The sequence below is a fragment of the Vibrio aerogenes genome (assembly GCF_024346755.1).
Classification (GTDB): domain Bacteria; phylum Pseudomonadota; class Gammaproteobacteria; order Enterobacterales; family Vibrionaceae; genus Vibrio; species Vibrio aerogenes.
This window is the reverse complement of record NZ_AP024861.1, coordinates 3,347,576-3,367,046: the sequence shown is the minus strand read 5'-3', so window position 1 is coordinate 3,367,046 and position 19,471 is coordinate 3,347,576. Positions and strand designations below refer to the sequence as shown.

Below are 19,471 nucleotides of genomic sequence, written 5' to 3'. Positions count from 1 at the left end.
AATACAAAATATTGAAGATAATCAACGAGGTTGCCGCTATGAAATCATCAACTGTACATAAAATGCATGAAACTCAGCCTGAAGCATCCATCAACGGCGCTCAGTTAATTGCACGTCAACTGGAGCAACAAGGCACAAAATTCATTTTTGGTATTCCCGGTGCAAAAATTGACCGGCTGTTCGATGCGATTGAGGATACCAATATTCAAATGATCCCGGTGCGTCACGAAGCTAATGGCGCATTTATGGCTGGTGTCGTCGGTCGTTTAACCGGAAAAGCCGGTGTGACAATGGTGACTTCAGGACCGGGATGCGGCAATTTACTTTCTGGTCTGGCAACGGCGACATCGGAAGGTGATCCGCTGGTTGCAATTGGTGGTGCCGTGAAACGGGCAGATAAAGAAAAACTGACTCACCAGAGTATGGATACCGTCAATATTTTTCGTCCGGTCACGAAGTACAGCGCTGAAATTCAGCATGTAGATGCTGCGGGTGAAGTCATGGCAAATGCTTTCCGGGCGGCGGAATATGGCAGAGCCGGGTCTTCTTTCGTCAGCCTGCCACAGGATGTTTTGGGTGATATGACCTCGAATGACATGATTGTGCCCAATCACCAGCCCGTGCAGGGGGCAGCGGATCAGGATGCAATTCTTGATGCGGTGAAAGAAATCAGCAAAGCGAAACGGTGTGTGGTTTTACTTGGATTGCAGGCCAGCCGTCCGGAAAATGCATCAGCCATTGGTCGTTTTCTTGAAAAAACCCAGCTACCGGTTGTTGGCACTTATCAGGCAGCTGGTGCAGTTGATATCAGTTATTACCACCGTTTTGGTGGACGGATCGGATTATTCAATAATCAGCCCGGTGACCTGTTGCTGGCAGATGCTGATTTAGTTCTGACCATTGGTTACAGCCCGATTGAGTATGATCCGGAGCTGTGGAATCAGCAACATACACCGGTGGTTCATCTGGATGTGATGGCTGCCGACTTTGACCGCTGCTATCAGCCTTGTGTTGAAGTGATTGGTCACATCGCAAAAACACTGGATATGATGACAGAAAGACTGAGCGATAAAAGCCAGCTTTCATTGACCGCCAGTACTATTTTGAGTGAAGTTGCACAACAGCGTGAGATTATCACTCATTACTCGTCTAAATCTTATCTGGATGGATTCCATCCTCTGGAAGTGCTTAAAGCGATGCAGGCTGTGATTACGCCGGATACAACCCTGTGTCTTGATATGGGAAGTTTCCATATCTGGATCGCCCGCTATCTGAGTTGCTTCCGGGCGCGTCAGATGCTGATTTCAAATGGACAGCAAACCATGGGGGTTGCACTGCCCTGGGGGATTGGTGCAAGTTTATTGAATCCTGGTCAGAAAGTGATTTCAGTTTCCGGTGATGGCGGATTCATGCAATCCAGTATGGAACTTGAAACTGCAGTCCGCCTGAAAAGCAATATTGTACATATTATCTGGGTGGATAACGGCTACAACATGGTGGCGATCCAGGAACTGAAAAAATATCAGCGTCACGCCTGTGTTGATTTTGGACCAATTGATTTTAAAGCTTATGCCGATTCATTCGGTGCGAAAGGGATGGCTGTTACTGAGCCTTCCATGTTGATGCCGGTTCTGAGGGAAGCGATGGAAACCGAAGGTCCGGTTGTCGTTGCGATACCAGTTGATTATAAAGATAACCATAAATTAATGGCACCAAGAAAAGTCGGAACCCTTGATTCTGTATTCAGTTAAGGCGTATTCTGTACGTCGTTTTATTGAGATTATTCATATTAATCAAAGAGAAATGACGTTACGAGGAGTAGCAAATGAAAGGTATTGAGGGTAAAACAGCACTTGTGACAGGTGCTGCAAACGGGATTGGTGCTGCAATTGCCCGCAGATTGTATACCGAGGGTGCAAAACTGATTTTAGTGGACTGGAATCAGGAACAACTGGCACAAACGGCACAGCAGTTTGATGTACAAAGAGTGATGACACTGAAGGTCGATGTTTCCGATCCACAACAGGTCGAAACGATGGTGGCTGAGGGAGTGAATCGCTTTGGTCAGCTGGATATTCTGGTGAATAATGCGGGCGTTCATATACCGGGCTCTGTGCTGGAAACCAGTGTTGAAGACTGGAAGAAAATTTCCGGTGTTGACATTGACGGTGTGGTGTATTGTTCAAAATTTGCTCTGCCGGAACTGCTGAAAACCAAGGGCTGTATTGTGAATACGGCTTCGGTTTCCGGACTTGGCGGTGACTGGGGAGCGGCATTCTATTGCGCTGCCAAGGGAGCGGTTGTGAACCTGACACGGGCAATGGCATTAGATCATGGTGAAGCTGGTGTGCGGATTAATGCTGTGTGTCCGAGCCTGGTGAAAACCAATATGACCAATGGCTGGCCTCAGGAAGTTCGTGATAAGTTTAATGAAAGAATTGCCCTTGGCCGGGCGGCTGAGCCGGAAGAAGTCGCGTCGGTTGTGACTTTTTTAGTCAGTGATGATGCCTCTTTCCTCACCGGGGTGAATTTACCGGTAGACGGAGGGGCAACAACCTCTGACGGACAACCCAAGATTGTCTGATCGCGTATGATCCAGTCAATTTGAAGTATAAAAAAACAATTTGATATACCTGCCTGAGACGAGTGGTACTCTGTGGACCTCTCGTCTCTTTTTTCATTTGTTATATACCCGGAAAAATGACTAGAGCGTGTTTGAAATGGAGCTTGCTTTGAAATGGAACTTACACCCCGGAAAATATCCTGATTTATTGTCTATTTACGCTACTTGACACTCGTTTACTTTCATTTACCCGTTGAAATCTATGGTGGTCATCCCTGCTGTGATAGTGTGCTATCAGTTTTATAAAATCAGCTTTTCATCAGTTTTTTGTTTACGTATTGATATTTTTATTATTCATATCATGGGGTTACATAAAAATATAATCGCGTTGTAGACAATGCCATACCGGTTTAACGCTACGCCGGACAGCATGAAAAGCACTCACAGTGGAGCGTACTATGAAACCAACTTTTCGGTTAAACCCTTGCCGGGTTTTACTTTTAGGTGTTCTTTTTGCCGGATTACCTGCTTATTCGGCGACAACAGATTCAACAGATGATACTTCTCAGGGCACCCCACCGGGAGCACCTCCGGGTGGCGAAGAAACCAGCACAACGACCCAGGTGTCTGCGACAGAAGGTAACTGGTCATTTGATGTCATTACCACAACATCCGGTGATACCAAAACAGTGACAAGTACTCTGACTTACTATGCGGGAAAATCCGATAGTGTTGTGATAGTTCCCAGTGTGTTAGGTGGTGCGCCGGTGACGAAACTTGCTTCTCAGGCGTTTGGTCACCACAGTGAAATTGCTGCGGTTTATGTGCCTGATACCGTGACTGATGTTTCAGACTGGGCATTTTATGATTTGAATACCGCCGCGATTATTTCTTTTGCGAATCCGGATGTTGTCATTGATGATGCTGCATTTCAAAGCAGCGGGAATGCGGCGCTTTACCTTCCTTCCTCAACAACACAGACCTCCGCCGGGGGAAAATCCGTGGTGACAACAGGCAGTGAAGCGATATCTGTCACGCTCACCAACTCAACTGCGGCGGCCATTGCAGGGGGGAATTATCTCAATGTCACCACTCCTTCCGGCTATGAACTGACGACTTCTGCGATTACTGCAATTGCAGAAAGTGCCAGCCACGAGAGTGATGATGTCGCGGTCGATGGCAGTTCGGTCACCTTCAGTGGTGCCGATTATGTTGCAGAGGCGCAGGTTGTTGAAATTTATTCCGGATTTGAAAGCACCGTCACTGAAGATGAGTTAAGTAAAACATTCCGTTCTCTGACAGCAGCAGATGCTGAGACGTTAAATACCGCAATTGCCGCTGATTCATCTTACAGCGAGGTTAAAAGTAAACTGCAGTTTGCTGCCGGATATTATCTCAACGGAAATCCGGTGACCGTGGATGACGCAGCCGTGGCGTACGATGTGAAAACCGGAGAGTCTGTCTCAGCGGACAGCACCAGCGGATTATTCCCTTCAACCGGCAGTGGTTACTATAAATATGTGACCTGGCGGGATACGGATTCTGATGGTGATATTGATACGCTTTATTACTCACCTTATACGATCTCTTATGCTTATAACTCGACTTCCATTGTCAGTGACAATGATAACCTGAACGGATTGAGTGCGCGGAATATCCTGAATCCGGTTTATTTGTCGTTTGCCAATGCCGTGGTGAAAGCGGATGGTGAAAGTGATGCGGTGACAAAAACAGTCCTCTTTGCTGATACAGATAAAGATGGCGAGCCGCTGGAAGCGGCAATCAATGAAGAGCGCAGTGTGTTGTGGGCGACAAACTATGGTTCGGTGACAGTCGATGAGCTGCATGCAAACTCTACTTCTGTCGGTAACTGGGCCAAAATGTCTTATGAAAGCGGTCTGAGCACCTATAACAATGAAATTGTGATGGAATGGGGCATGAATGCGCTGCTGTATGCGACCAATGGGGGGGCAATTACAGTCGGAAGTCTGACCGGACCAAGAAGTACGTTAAGCGCAACCGGCGATGGTGCCAACGGGATTATTGCCGGTGCATCAGGAACCGACACAGAAACCGGTTCTGCACCGTTTGATACTTCTTCTGTCAAACTGTACAACGCAGATATGAACCTGCAGGGCTGGAATAACCATGCGGCTGATGTTGTGTACGGCGGGTATGCGTATCTGGAAGATGTCAATGCGATTACCGGTATCTACGGTAGTTATGCGGTCGGACAGGCGTCGGCGCTGGCAAATGACTTCGGCAATGGCGTGGTTGAAGTGAAGAACTTCCACACCCGGGTTTACGGGAACCGTTCTGCCGGTGCTTACGTGATCGGTGGCGGTATCATCACCGCAGAAAATTCATCGTTTGTCTCCCGGATGGATGCCGGTGTCGTTTCTGCTTCCGGTGGGACATTCAGCATGAAGAACAGCCAGATATCCGGTCAGATAGGCTTTCGAAACCGGGGAGGAATTAACAGTTCATCAACCTCAACGTTTACCAAGGTGTCGTTTCAGGCCAGCAATAACTCATTTGGTTATGTGACCGGAGAGACAGCAGCCAAAGCGGTTGCGGCATGGGAGACTGCCAGTGGTGGTGCTGAACTGATGCATTATATGATGAGTGATCCGGAGATGACTCTCGGCCAGCTGTGTGACCATTATGATGTGACTGCCGATGCGCAGAGCACATTACTGCAGACGCTGAGTCAGCTTGCCGGACGCCATTATACTGCCAATACACCTCTGCGCAGTAGTGTGCTGGACAACACGTATTACAATTACTCTGCAGGCCAATATACCGGCAGCACCGACTTTTCTGATGTGCCTTATCTGACTGTGGGCAGCAGTTATGGCGGATTGACGAGCTCTGTTTTCGAATTTGAAGCATCAGGCATCAATCTTGAGCTGAATCAGTGTAAAGCTGAGAACCTGAACCGGAAAGATTACCGTTATCTGGTTTCTTCTGAGGCGGGTTCCAGTCCTGTGATTACGTTCAACCAGTCCAGAGTGTCTGGTGTGGTCTGGAATGAAGGGGATGTGACCCGTGCTGTGGAAGGTCGTTCGTCAGCGCGTTCTTCAGCAATGAGTGTGACATTTAACAGTACGATGTTTACCGGCTCGTTTGCGGATGGTTCTAACGGCTTGTGGAACGTTGAATCCCTGTCTTATACCGATGGCAATGGTGATGATTCCAGCCTGAATGGTAACTATTATGGTGCAACGGCTAACTGGGGAATCAGTGCTTCATTTGATGCTTCATCATCATGGCTGATTCAGCATGATTCTTATCTGGGCAAACTGACACTGGCTGACAGCGCGACCATACAAGCGCCTGTGGGTTATACCGTGCAAATGACAGTCAATGGGGAAGCGACTGACATTGAAGCGGGAACTTACAGTGGTGAAGTCGTGCTGACACTGGTTCAACAATAATTATATTCTGGATCCTTCTTCATCTTTTGTTCAGGGGTATGCGAGCCCCTGAACTTTTTTATGCTGCTATCTCATATCTTTCTCTGTTTTCCTCATATCTTTCTCTGTTTTCTGGCTGATTTCATTGCATCGTTCTCTTGATTCTTTATCTGTATGAATATACAGTGCTTTATGTGATGATTTTTATTGTGTATCGCTGAATATAAAACGGGGGTGACATCATGATGATTGATCATATCGGTATGGGGGTTTCTGATTTCGGCAAGAGTAAAGCATTTTACCTCAAATCACTGGCACCATTAGGCATTGAGCTGGTGAAGGAAGTGTACGGCTGGGCTGGTTTCGGAAAAGAGAATAAAGCGGAGTTTTGGATTGGTACCGGTGAAATGGTGCAACACCCAATGCATATTGCGTTTCTTGCGGACTCCCGTGAAGACGTCGACCGTTTCTATCAGGCTGCAATTTCTGCCGGCGCGAAAGATAATGGTCCGCCGGGGATCCGGGAGCATTATCATGCAAATTATTATGGTGCTTTTGTGATTGACCCGGATGGACATAATATTGAAGCGGTCTGTCATAAAGCGATAACACCATGATTGACTGGTATTTGCCTGCGCAGTGACGAAAAAATCCCTCATTTTTTATGAGGGATTTTTTATTGTGAAGATACGGGGTTATTTCAGTTTGAACTGATTGAGAATATTGATGAGTCCGGCGTTAACCTGATCGATATTATCTGTTTGTTGGACTGTGTCTTCACCATTCTGATTCAGTTGTGTCACCATATCATTGATTGCATTCATATTGCGGCTGATTTCCTGAGACACACTGCTTTGTTCTTCAGCTGCTGTCGCAATTTGCATGCTGAGCTCAGTGATACCGGAAACCTGACCGGTTAAAGCAGTAATGCTATGGCTGACTTCTTCTGTACTTTCAGAGGTTTCCTGACAGGTGACTTTGGTTGCGTTCATTGCGTCGACAACCTGGGCGTTTCTTGATTGCAAATGCGTCAGCGCCTGCTCAATTTCTTCGGTACTGGCCTGGGTCCGGCTGGCCAGTGCCCGGACTTCATCAGCAACTACGGCAAAGCCGCGTCCCTGTTCTCCGGCCCTTGCTGCTTCAATGGCTGCGTTGAGTGCCAACAGGTTGGTTTGTTCGGCAATGCCGCCAATGACATTCAGAATCTCATTGATGCCTTTTGTTTCTTCACTCATCGCCAGTAAGCTGCTTGCTGTGGTATCGACTTCATCTACCAGGCTGATGACTTTGGCTTTTCCTTCATCCATGACCATCAGAGCATTGCTGCCGATCGTTGCTGCTTCTTTGGTGAACTGAGCCGCTTCTCCTGCATTTTGTGCAACAGAATCTGCTGTAGCGCTCATTTCTTCAATTGCGGTGACAACCTGTTCCGTTTCATGCATGTGCTGATTCAGAATGGAGGCATTGTCTTCTGACTGATGTTTCAGCCGGGAAATATTGTCTTTCAGCGTGAGTGTGGATGCTTGTATGTCTAACATCATGGTTTGCAGACTGGCAATAAATTTGTTGACACCGTCGGCCATCTGGCCCAAATCATCGTTGGTTTTCACTTCAAGACGCTGGGTTAAATCGCCATCTCCCTGCGAAAGGCCGATAATCGTGGTTTTCAGTGCCAGAATCGGACGATAGAGGAAATTCAGCACCAAAAGCGTAATGATAATACTGAGCACCACATAAATCGCTGTCAGTGCCATGGCTTTGTATTTCATCTCATTTAACTTACTGAAAATCACATCTTTATCCAGACCGATCAGCATGTACCAGTTTTTATCGCCGTATTTTATCTTCCGGGAAAACATGACTTTTTCGACCTGATCCAGTGTGTAGTCAACAATGGCATGATCACTGGCTGTCAGTCGGTGAACCATATTAGAAAGATCCTGATTATGTATCAGTTTATCGCCGACTTTCACCGCCTGAGATGTGCTGGCAAGTATGGTGGAGTCCTCAGTAATAATCAGGGCTACAACGCCATCGAGCTGAATTTGAGCCACGGTATCAGATAAGATCGTCAGTGGTATATCAGCCAGAATAACCGTGCCATGACTGGCTTGTTTGCCGATACTGACCATCAGTTCTCCGCTTGTTGCATCATGATAGGGCTGTGTGAAGATAGCACGGGTTGTTTGCATCGCATCCTGATACCAGCCTCGTTTCCGGGGGTCATAATCTGGTGGGTTTTTACCGTCAACCCAATTGCTGTTGGAGAACGATGCATACGCATCACCGTTGGCAAAGCCGACAGTCAGTGCCGGAATATGAGCCGATAATGCGGCAACCCGCATGCGCTCTGCGTGATCGCTGCTATATTGGTGTGCCTGGTAGTCACTGGCAATATTCGCCACTGAATCTGTTTTGGTTTTGATATAACCGGCTACTTTTTGGGCTTCCAGAGACACCCGCTCTTCCATGCCGTTGTAGATGGAGGTGCTGAAAATATCGCTGGCACGAAGATAGGACAGATAATTTGATGAACCTACAGTTACGGTCACTATGGTAATAATGGAGAGTAAGAGTGTTTTTTTGAAACCGAAATTCATCATAAAACTCCTTTGCTTACGATTCGGCATAACAAAATATGTGTATACCCATATATGGGTATATATACCGGTAAATCTTGAAGTTAAATGACGATTTAGTCATTTGTTTTTTTGTTTTAATCCAAATTATTAGTCTTGTGTCTCAAGAATATGGATTTTTTATTGTCTGTTACATTGGTTAGTCACTGATATATAACAGTTTATTTACATTTATCGAGGGTGTTTTGCTTATTTTTGTGCAATTTGTGGCGGCAGTGAAATCGTCCCGCCACAAATGTTTTCAGCCAGATAATCTGTTGTTACTGAAGTTTAAACTGATTGATGATGGCTATCAGGTCGTTATTCACCCGGGTAATGTTCCCGGTTTGCAGTGCTGTTGCTTCACCATTCTCATTGAGCTGGTTCACCATGCTGTTAATCGTACTCATATTCCGGCTGATCTCCTGAGAGACGCTGCTTTGCTCTTCCGCAGCGGTTGCAATTTGAATGCTCAACTCAGTAATCCCGGTGACCTGATCGGTCAGTGAAGTGATGCTCTGACTCACCCGCTCTGTGGTGTCAGAGGTTTGCTGGCACGTCGATTTGGTGGCATTCATTGAGTTAACAACCTCTGTGTTTCTTGAAAGCAGCTGATTCAGTGCCTGTTCAATTTCTTCGGTGCTTGACTGCGTGCGGCTGGCCAGTGCCCGCACCTCATCGGCGACGACAGCAAATCCCCGTCCTTGTTCACCAGCTCTGGCGGCTTCAATGGCAGCATTCAGAGCCAGTAAATTTGTTTGTTCGGCAATGTCGCCAATCACAGTCAGAACTGCGTTGATCTCTTTGGTTTCTTCACTCATCAGCTGAAGAATGTTGGCCGTGGTGCCGACTTCATCGACCAGACTGACGACTTTATTTTTACCCTCATCCATCACCGTTAGCGCGTTGTTGCCAATCGTTTCCGCTTCTTTGGTCAGTTGTGCTGCATCACCGGCGTGCTGAGCGACAGAATCCGCTGTTGCATTCATCTCCTCAATCGCGGTGACAACCTGCTCGGTTTCCTGCACATGCTGGTTCAGTATGGTGGCATTATCATCAGATTGTGTTTTCAGGCTGGAGATGTTGTCTTTCAGACTGAGGGTTGAAGCTTGAATGTCCAGCATCATGTTTTGCAGGCTGGCAATAAACTGATTGACTCCATCAGCAATCTGGCCGAGGTCATCGTTTGATTGCACTTCGAGACGTTGGGTCAGATCACCATTGCCCTGAGATAAACCGGTTATGGTCTTTTTCAGTGCCAGAATCGGGCGATAGAGATAATTCAGGACCAGCAGCGTTACGATGATACTCAGTGCGATATAAAGACTGGCCAGAATTAAAGCTTTATATTTCATGTCATTAAGCTTCTTAAAGACAACGTCTTTATTGAGGCCAATCATCATGTACCAGCTTTTGTCACCATAGTTGATTTTCCGGGCAAACATCACTTTGTTGACACCGTTTAAGGTGTAGTCATATTCACCATGTTCCACCTGCTGTGTGACGACTTTCCGGGCAATATCTGCCAGATCCGGATAAGACGACAGTTTTGTTTCCGTTTTGGCGACCGCGGAGCTGCTGGCCAGAATTGTTGAGTCATCAGCGATAATTAATGCCACGATACCTTTTAAGTGAATTTCTGAAACAGCTTCGGATAAAACACTCAGGGGAATGTTACCCAGAATGACGGTGCCATGGCCTGCATGTTTACCGATACTGATGATCAGTTCACCGGTTGTGATATCACGGTAAGGGGCAGTGAAAATTGTGCCGGACGATTTCAGTGCATCCTGATACCAGCCTCTTTTACGGGGATCATAGCCAGAAGGTTTTTTACCGTCGACCCAAACGTCATCAGAGTAAGAAACGTATGCATCGCCATTGGCAAGCCCGACTTTGAGCTCCGGAATACCTGATGCCGCAGCGGCAACCCGCATGCGTTCGATATGTTCATCGGTATATTGATGATGGCGGTAGTCATCTGCGACTCTGGAAACAGTTTCTGCTTTCATTTGAAAGAAATCTGTAATTTTCTGAGCTTCAATATTAACCCGTTCTTCCATATCGGCATAAATCGATGCTCTGAAAATATCACTGGCTTCGTGGTAAGACAGGAAGCTGGATGAACCCAGCGTAATTGCCACGATTGCAATGATCGAAAACAGAAGTGTTTTCTTAAAACCAAAACCCACCATTAATAACCTCTTTCACTCATTTTTAAATGATGTTTATTCATTTAATTTGTCATATAAAATTAATATTGAGCAATAAATATTCATTTATCGCCGTGAGTGTTGGTATAACATATTTGAATGTTGTTATGGAATAGATTTTAGAAATGTTTTTTATGAAAATAATTTTCTATGATTATGATTAAGTTTGTAACTTTTTGTTTTATTTAAAGATGGGGGTTGTGTGTTGATGTATATCGTGTGGTTTATATCACCTTATTTGTATATTTAGCTGTAGTGATATGCCTTTAGATCTATTTGTTGGGTGAATTTGTATACCGCTTGTATGTTTACTTTGGATTGGGTCGGGGGACGTCAGGATAGCCATCAATGAAGATGACTATCCTGAGATGAATGACTATCCTGAAATGAATAACTATCCTGAAATGAATAGCTATCCAGTATTTTATTTTACTGCAGTTTAAATTGTCCGACGATTCCTGCCAGACTGGTATTCACATCGTTAATGTTTTCTGTTTGGTGAAGACTTTCTTCTCCGTTTTTATTCAGTTGTGTCACGATATCATTGATAGCCGTCATATTGCGGCTGATTTCCTGAGACACACTGCTCTGTTCTTCCGCTGCCGTGGCAATCTGGATGGTGAGCTCGGTAATGCCGGAAACCTGCTCAGTTAATGAATTGATACTGTGACTGACTTGCTCTGTGGTCTCTGAAGTTTCCTGACAGGCTGATTTGGTGCCGTTCATTGCTTCGACGACCTGACTGTTGCGTGAAAGCAGGCGACTCAGAGCCTGTTCTATTTCCTCGGTACTGGATTGGGTCCGGCTGGCTAATGCCCGGACTTCATCGGCGACCACTGCAAACCCGCGTCCCTGTTCACCGGCCCGTGCCGCTTCAATGGCTGCATTTAAAGCCAGCAAATTGGTTTGTTCTGCAATATCACCGATGACATTCAGCACGGTACTGATATCCTTGGTTTCATCACTCATGGCTTGCAGGCTGTTGGCGGTTGTGTCGACGTCATCGACCAGATTGGTGACTCTGGATTTTGCTTCATCCACAATTGTCAGTGCGTTACTTCCTATGTCAGCAGCTTCTTTGGTGTACTGAGCGGCGTCACCGGCATTCTGGGCCACAGAATCAGCGGTTGCACTCATCTCTTCAATGGCCGTCACAATCTGTTCAGTTTCCTGAACATGGTGATTTAAAATTGAAGCATTATCTTCTGACTGAAGTTTGAGCTTGCCAATATTGTCTTTCAGGGTCAGGGTAGATGCCTGAATATCGAGCATCATATTTTGCAGGCTGGCGATGAACTTATTGATGCCACCGGCAATTTGTCCTAAGTCATCACTGGTTTTCACATCCAGGCGCTGGGTTAAATCACCATTGCCTTCACTGAGTCCGGTGACCGTCTTTTTGAGCGCCAGTATCGGGCGATAGAGGAAGTTGAGTACCAGCAGCGTGACGACAATACTGAGAACGACATATATCACCGTCAGAATCAGCGATTTGGTTCTCATCTCATAGAGCTGGCTGAAGACCACATCATTATCGATACCTATCAGCATGTACCAGTCTTTATTCCCGTATTTAATTTTCTTGGAGAACATGACTTTATCAACATTGTTCAGACTATAATCAATAATTTTATTCTCATGATTTTTCACGCCCCGTGCGACCTGAACCAGTGCAGGAAAATCAGTGAGTTTTTCTCCGGTTTTAACCACAGGAGAGGTGCTGGCAAGTACTGTTGAATCATCGGTCATGATTAAGGCGACAGCGCCGTTAATTTTGATATGAGAGACCGTTTCAGACAAGACGGTTAAAGGGATATCGGCAAGAATTACGGTTCCGTCACCGGCATGCTGACCGATACTGACCATTAATTCTCCGGTGGTTGCATCATTGTATGGCGCAGTAAATATCGGGCCGGATGAGCGCATTGCATCCTGATACCATCCCCGTTTACGCGGGTCATAGCTGTCGGGGTTTTTACCGTTTACCCAGATATTGTTTTCATAGGAAGCATAGGCATCCCCGTTTGCAAACCCAACCGTTAACGTGGGTATCAGTGCTGAAATTGCTCCCACCCGCATTCGTTCTGCGTGCTGGTCCGTATACCGGTATGTCCGGTAATCATTGGCCAGATTGACGACGGCACTGGTTTTGGAGCCAATGAAATCAGACACCGCCTGACCTTCAAGACTGACCCGCTGTTCGATACCTTCATAAATCGAGTCGTGCAGAATCTCACTTGCGCGGAGATATGAGAGGTAATTCGATGAACCAACAGTCAGCGTTACAATGGCAATCACCGATAATAATAATGTTGTTTTAAAGCCCAGATTCAACATTGAATGCCCCCTTGATCTATTCCCGCTTCAATTGATGTCTGTCTTTTATTAAAACTAGCCGATAACTAACGAAATGGTCATTTATTTTGATGACTTGGATCGACATTGTGATTTTTAATACGGGACGAATGAAATCAAAGCGTTCACCGATGTGGGGTTCAATGATGGATATGACATGGAAGATCAACCGATCTTTATTCTGGTTTTGTGCCGGATGACTTGATGTTTTTGTTTTGATACATCAGCTTATCTGCTTCACACAGGAGTGCTTCGATCGTTTGATGGTGTCCGGGAGAGACAGAAATCAACCCTTCACAGAAAATGATATCGTAGCCATTGCCGGCATCCTGATTGTATTGATTCACCAGCGTCCTGAACCTGTTGATTGCTATCTGTGCATTGTGTTCATCGATGCCTGGCATCAAAACGACAAATTCATCACCACCCATCCGGGCGATGACATCAGATTCCCTGAAGCTTTCCTGCATGAGTTGGGCGAACATTTGCAGTGCTTTATCACCTTCGGCATGGCCAAACTGATCATTGATGGGTTTAAACTGATTTAAATCGATGTAAGCAAGCGAGTAAGGTTTATTTTCTCTTTGACAGAAGGATGATGCTTTCTGAGCCAGTGAAATAAAGCCGCGCCGGTTCTGAATATGAGTGAGTTCATCAATACTGGCGATGTGGGAGGCTGAAAGTTCACGCTCTGCAAGCCGCGCCAGATCAATTAAATCTGCAAGTTCAGCTTCAGACATATATTTGGGGGTTTGATCAATAATGCACAGTGTGCCGAGATGACAGATTTCATCGGCACAGCCCTGATAATGAAGGGGGACACCGGCATAAAAGCGTATATGCGGGGCTCCGGTGACCAGTGGATTGTCGGCAAAGCGGAGATCTTTAGATGCATCAGGGACGATAAATGGTTGATTTTCCAGAATTGTGTGGCCACAAAAAGAAATATCCCGGGAGGTTTCTTGTGCATCAAGGCCAAAACATGATTTAAACCATTGACGGTTTTCGTCAACCAGGCTCACCAGTGCGATCGGAACGTCAAAAAGCCGTCTGGCCAGCCGTGTTATCCGATCAAATCTTTCTTCCGGGGGCGTGTCCAACACATTCAGGTGACGCAGGGCGGTGAGTCTGTTTTGTTCGTTTTCTGGTCGTTTAGGTTTGAGCATAGAAAATGGGTTATGAATTGAACACATCTTAAAAATAGCATAGAACTGATATTTTAGAGGCTGGGTATCGTGGTGTTCTGTTAATACCGGGCTGGTTTTCCTGACGATATTTCCCAAGATATACATACTGTTGCTATTACCTGTCGAATTCAGGCTGATAAAAGCATAAAATATTAAAAATCTCATTTGAGAGTTAATATGTATTTCATAGCGAGATCATCAGCCATGCTTTTCCAATCCACATCAAACTCTGCTATTTATTCAGGACAATTAACCATCGACAACGCGCACCGGAAACCTGTGAGAATATCACGGGGAAGGATGGTTAATTTTCTGGTCTTTCTGTTGATTCTGCTCATCGCCATCGCTTTTTTCTTTCCCAAGCGTTTATACATCCATTATGACAATCCCGCTTTTCCGATCGAAGTTGTATTAAGCAATTATGATCAGAGTGAAGATAAAATTCTGCTGTCTCAAGGAGCCGGGATGATGGTGATTAAGCGGCCTCTGGTAGAAACGATTTTCTCAAAAGATCTGAGTGCAGTCATCCATTGGTCATATACCCGTCACCAAGACAGTATCGGGCGGATGGATATCATAGGACATACCGGACAAGCTTATCTGCCCGATGTGTGTCGCCTGGATATTTATCTGGATCAACATGCACATTTTATCCGTGATGAAACTACTGATTTCTGGTTTTTGAACTTTTGCTGGTAAATTTGCTGGTAAATGAGCCAGCCTGAGAGGTCCGGACATAAAAAAAGCCCCTGCAAACAGAAAAACAAGGGCCATTTCAAGATTTTCAGGATTATCACAGGAGTCTTCGTACAATCGTCTTGAAACGAATTTGGACAGGAAAGCTATATTTCCAGAAACGCTGTATTTTCAGAAAAGCTATATTTTCAGAAACGCTATATTTCAGGGAAACCATATTTTCAGGAAAAACAGATGTTCTGAACAACAGATGCCCTGAACATCATCGCTTTTTCTCCTGCCGTGATGCGCATTATCAAGCCGGCTTACACTGTTATTTTAGTGATGACGAAGCGGATTTCAGTATCACTTTGGTATCATTTTCCCGAACTTAAATGCCAGTACTGTATGTCATGCCAGGTGCAAGGGTGGCTGCTCAGTAATTGCAGACGGCATGCATTCGCCGGAGTAAAAATGCAGGATGTCATCACATATCGCCCGCCATTGATAAATATTTCCAAAGAGGATTGATCGGAAAACAGCTGAATACTGACATCTTCCTGCTCCGGCCAGGGAATATCGCGCAATGTATCACCATCCTGAGGCAGAGCATGACTGCGATCCAGCACAATACGCCGGTTTTTGGCATCGAGGATCAAATCACAATAATATTCACCGTTATCCATTAAACGTAATGTTTTTTGCCCCTGTTGCGGCCAGCTGAAATGAGTTTGCAGTTCAAAGCTTTTGGATGTCATCGGGATTACTTCCCGTGTCGATAATCCTGAGAAACTGACCATTTGTTCAGTGCCACGCAGCTGTAACAGTTCCCTGACTGGCTGCTGATAAAGCTGGTTGTTTTGATAAGTCAGTTCCCTGATACAGGTGAGCTGATGTAACCAGCCTTCATGGACAGAAGGCCGTTGGGTTTCATCCGGCATGCCCATCCAGCCGATTAATAACCGCCGGCCATCGGCTGCCTGAGTTGTTTGCGGCGCATAAAAGTCAAACCCATGATCCAGATGTCTGAAGTCGCTGAGCGACAGGTGATCTTCACTATCCAGTGTCGCTTTCACATAGCCACAGTGATGAGGAATGGTGTAAAAAGGGCTGTGGGATTCAATCCCCTGTGGGCAGAGCATCGAGAGTAACTGCCCGTCGGCCTCAAACAGATCGGGGCATTCCCACATGTACCCGAAGTGTCCGTTGTTCAGTGTTTCCCCGTAAAGTCCGCAATACTGCCAGTCCCGTAAATTCTCTGAACGGTAAAGAGCCAGACGCGCCCTGAGGGTTCCGTCAGCGGTTTCTTCCTGTGCGCCAAGCAGCATGATCCAGTGATCACGATGACGGAAAATTTTGGGATCCCTGAAGTGCGGGGTAACGCCGGGAGGAAGTTCGTCAATTAAGGGACCATGTTTGGTGAAGTGAATACCATCTGTTGAAGTTGCCAGACATTGTGTACTCATCCGATCGCGCTGTTCTCCAATCCGGACATTACCGGTGTAGATGATCACCAGTTCATTGTCCTGACTGACGGCATGGCCTGAGTAGACGCCGTGGCTGTCAAACCAGTCAGCAGTACACAGTGCGACTGGCTGCGGTGTCCAGTGGACGAGATCATCACTGGTGTAGTGAACCCAGCAGCGATCTTTGTGCTTTCCGGAGAATTGATACAGCCCGTGAAAGAGATGGTATTTTCCCTGATGAAAGATAAATCCGTTTGGATCATTGAGCATGCCCTGAACCGGTGCAATGTGCCATTGAGGCCGGAACTGAGCAGGTTCTGTTTTCTTCAGTTGTGAGAGTTGACGGCGGATACTGTCATCTATCAATTGGCCGAAAAACTGCCATTGATCCGGAGTCAGTGGTGTCTCGGGGTGCCAGGTCACCTGGGACAGTGCAGCATTAAACGGAAGTGAAGCGGCGGGTGCTGTTCTCAGTGACGGGTCGTTTAACTCTAAAATAACCGTGTCGTTGACTTTGAGTGCCCGGCACAGATTATCCTGACCGCCACATGCTGTAATCAATTCTTCTGGTGTCATTTCTGCTCTCTGTTTGTATTAACTGAATACTTTTTGTTGGTTGAATGTTTTTTGTTGGTTGAATACTTTTCGCGCCTTGACTGAGCAATTTTCAGGCGACTACAGGTCAGGCGATGAAAGATAAACACGCTCTGGGGTTATTTGGGTGAGCAGAAAGTGGCATTATGCGGGTTCCGATCACTGATGTTTGGGATCATAGCGGGTCAGAATGCAGAAAAACAGTCTGTCGGAGAGACAGAGCCCTGCCGAAAATAAAAACTGTGAAGCGATTATCGATTTATACCGTGTGCTCAATATGATACGTTGAGATCATTTCCTCATCTTTCAATATATTTCTGCCATGAGTTCCAACGTTGCGAAAATATCTGGCTGGCTGTTACTTGGGAGTCTGGTACTTTCGGTTGTTTCAGCGCTGACGCCATTGCGCTCTTTCTGGGCCGGCATTCCTGTCTGGTTAGCGGCAATTTTGTTGTTGCCGTGTGTTAAACCCAATCAAAAAAAACAGATCGTCGCCCTGTTGTTGATCGGGAGTCTGTGCCTGATTTTCGGTGTGATTCACGGTATGAGCGGGCAGTATTTACTGACTGCACTGGAAGCCAATCAGAAAGTGATTAATATGCTGATTGCTGTCGGTTTTTTAAAACTGTGTACCGGCGCGGAGCAGCGGGCACCAGGCATGTTGCCGAAAGGGCGACGGGCATTGCTGCGCACATTACTTGGTGCGCATTTATTTGGTGCTGTATTGAATATGTCTTCTGTGATTATTGTCGGAGACCGGCTGGCCAAACATGAGCAAATAACGCCTGTCCAGGGGCTATTGCTGCTGCGGGCATTTTGTATCTGTGCTTTCTGGTCACCGTTTTTTGCAGCCATGGGGCTGACGCTGGTGAGTGCGCCCGGTTCTCAGCTCAGTACACTGGTTTTATTTGGTATTCCGGTGAGTCTGGCCGGAATTGCTGTCAGCGCCTGGGAAATTCTCAGGCAGCCATCAGCAAAAGAGCTGCATGGTTATCCCATGGCATGGGACTCATTATGGATGCCTTGTTTTCTGGCATTGGTGGTTATCTTCGCACATGAGGCCTTTGCATCATTGAGTGTATTAACTTTAGTTTCGGTGACATCTGTCTCTTTCACTGCGCTGTGGCTGTTACTGAATCACGGCAGCCGGGCCGGGAGTCAGACAATGATTCGGCATATTGAATCGGGCATTGCCGGCTCTGCCGGGGAAGTGGTGCTGTTTGCTGCGGCTGCACTTTTGGCGGCGGGTGTTGCTGGTGTACTGACGTCTTTGGATCTACATCTGGCACCGGCACATTTTGGTTATATTGAAGCAGGGATAACGCTGTTGATTCTGGTTGTTCTGGCCATGACAGGCATGCATCCGGTAACCAGTGTTGTGTTGGCCGGCAGTATCCTGGCGCCCGCGGTATCGGATCCAAATCTGCTGGGTTTGACTTTATTGATGGGGTGGTCGCTGGGGATTAGTTTGTCACCTTTTTCCGGCGTTCAGCTCAGTATACAGTCCCGTTATGAGATTAGTGCAGGAACACTGCTGAAACTTAACTGGCGTTATGCGCTGTTGATGTATGGCTTCTGCTTTACATTGTTGTGGATATATACCCGGATGACCTGAAGATACTGATTGAGGTGATCTGGCGACTTGACCACGGGCCGAAACAGGCGAAAGTGACACTTTCTTTCGCCTGATTGAACTGGCAGCCATTACAATGTGTCGCGATACTCAGTCAGTATCTGCTCGCACCAGTTTGCCAGCCTTTCATCTGTCAGTTCATACTGAGAATCCTCATCTAGTGCCAGGCCGACAAAATGGTTGCCATCTTCTGTCAGAGCCTTTGAGGACTCAAACTCGTAGCCCTGATTCGGCCAGTAGCCCAGGAAGGTTACCCCACAACTGCTCAGTTCATCGTGTAGTAATCCCATCGCATCAAGATACCATTCGCCATAACCTTGCTGATCACCCAGCCCGTAGAGGGCGATAAATTTTCCGTGCAGATTTAACTGCTGGATTTGATTCCAGACGGCATGCCAGTCTTCCTGAATTTCGCCAAAGTCCCAGGTGGAAATACCAAGAATCAGGAAATCATAAGCTTCCATTTCCGTGAGGGGTGTCTCTTTAACATTATGTATATCAACTAAATCTTCGCCGAGGATTGCCCGGATTTTTTCAGCTGTCATTTCGGTATAGCAGGTTGTGGAACCGTAGAAGAGGTCAATTTTCATGAGGTTATATAGTGTTTAAAAGTTTGTCAGATTCTAACGTTATCTATCAAGAGGCTCAAGGTAAGTTGGACAGCGTCTATAATTTTCAAAAACTTTACCGTTGAATGATCTGTAATCTGTGTGTTTCTGTGTTATTTAATGAAGCACGTTAAAATATTAAG

General features: G+C 46.3%; 12 protein-coding genes. 6 read left to right on the top strand and 6 right to left on the bottom strand.

All coding sequences use genetic code 11. From position 1 onward, the window contains the following. The first annotated feature begins 38 nt into the window (after positions 1–38). From alsS to OCV29_RS14800, 4 genes are all read left to right on the top strand, one after another. On the top strand, positions 39–1,751 hold the full coding sequence (gene alsS, locus OCV29_RS14815; protein ID WP_073602624.1) for an acetolactate synthase AlsS: 1,713 nt from the start codon (positions 39–41) through the stop codon (positions 1,749–1,751). A gap of 74 nt (positions 1,752–1,825) precedes the next feature. Further along, positions 1,826–2,584 (top strand): SDR family NAD(P)-dependent oxidoreductase, encoded by a 759-nt coding sequence (locus OCV29_RS14810; protein WP_073602623.1) that lies wholly within the window; start codon positions 1,826–1,828, stop codon positions 2,582–2,584. A gap of 437 nt (positions 2,585–3,021) precedes the next feature. After that, positions 3,022–6,000 (top strand): hypothetical protein, encoded by a 2,979-nt coding sequence (locus OCV29_RS14805; protein WP_073602622.1) that lies wholly within the window; start codon positions 3,022–3,024, stop codon positions 5,998–6,000. A 221-nt stretch (positions 6,001–6,221) separates the two neighbouring features. Then, complete coding sequence (locus OCV29_RS14800) at positions 6,222–6,596, top strand: VOC family protein (protein WP_084193235.1); 375 nt, start codon at positions 6,222–6,224, stop codon at positions 6,594–6,596. Positions 6,597–6,674: 78 nt separating this feature from the next. On the opposite strand, the gene OCV29_RS14795 is transcribed toward OCV29_RS14800, so the two are convergent. The 4 genes from OCV29_RS14795 to OCV29_RS14780 all read right to left on the bottom strand — a co-directional run bounded on the left by OCV29_RS14795 (position 6,675) and on the right by OCV29_RS14780 (position 14,331). After that, positions 6,675–8,582: a methyl-accepting chemotaxis protein gene (locus OCV29_RS14795; RefSeq protein ID WP_073602621.1), complete on the bottom strand. Its 1,908-nt coding sequence runs from the start codon at positions 8,580–8,582 to the stop codon at positions 6,675–6,677. A gap of 296 nt (positions 8,583–8,878) precedes the next feature. Next, positions 8,879–10,792 carry a methyl-accepting chemotaxis protein gene (locus OCV29_RS14790; protein ID WP_073602620.1) on the bottom strand — a complete coding sequence of 638 codons (1,914 nt, stop codon included), beginning with the start codon at positions 10,790–10,792 and terminating at the stop codon, positions 8,879–8,881. Positions 10,793–11,239: 447 nt separating this feature from the next. Continuing rightward, on the bottom strand, positions 11,240–13,147 hold the full coding sequence (locus tag OCV29_RS14785) for a methyl-accepting chemotaxis protein (RefSeq protein WP_073602619.1): 1,908 nt from the start codon (positions 13,145–13,147) through the stop codon (positions 11,240–11,242). A 194-nt stretch (positions 13,148–13,341) separates the two neighbouring features. Next, positions 13,342–14,331: a sensor domain-containing diguanylate cyclase gene (locus OCV29_RS14780; RefSeq protein ID WP_073602701.1), complete on the bottom strand. Its 990-nt coding sequence runs from the start codon at positions 14,329–14,331 to the stop codon at positions 13,342–13,344. A 321-nt stretch (positions 14,332–14,652) separates the two neighbouring features. On the opposite strand from OCV29_RS14780, the gene OCV29_RS14775 reads away from it, so the two are divergent. Further along, positions 14,653–15,051, top strand: coding sequence for a hypothetical protein (locus OCV29_RS14775; protein ID WP_073602618.1), 399 nt, complete (start codon positions 14,653–14,655; stop codon positions 15,049–15,051). 353 nt (positions 15,052–15,404) lie between these two features. Here the strand turns inward: OCV29_RS14775 and OCV29_RS14770 are convergent, their stop codons facing one another. Continuing rightward, complete coding sequence (locus OCV29_RS14770) at positions 15,405–17,069, bottom strand: glycoside hydrolase family 32 protein (RefSeq protein ID WP_073602617.1); 1,665 nt, start codon at positions 17,067–17,069, stop codon at positions 15,405–15,407. Between the two features lie 340 nt (positions 17,070–17,409). Here OCV29_RS14770 and OCV29_RS14765 point away from each other — a divergent pair, with 340 nt between their 5' ends. Then, positions 17,410–18,702, top strand: a complete 1,293-nt coding sequence (locus tag OCV29_RS14765; protein WP_073602616.1) for a hypothetical protein — start codon at positions 17,410–17,412, stop codon at positions 18,700–18,702. An 89-nt stretch (positions 18,703–18,791) separates the two neighbouring features. On the opposite strand, the gene fldB is transcribed toward OCV29_RS14765, so the two are convergent. After that, a complete protein-coding gene (gene fldB / locus OCV29_RS14760) occupies positions 18,792–19,310 on the bottom strand; it encodes a flavodoxin FldB (RefSeq protein ID WP_261887335.1) in 519 nt (172 codons plus the stop codon). Between the last annotated feature and the right edge of the window lie 161 nt (positions 19,311–19,471).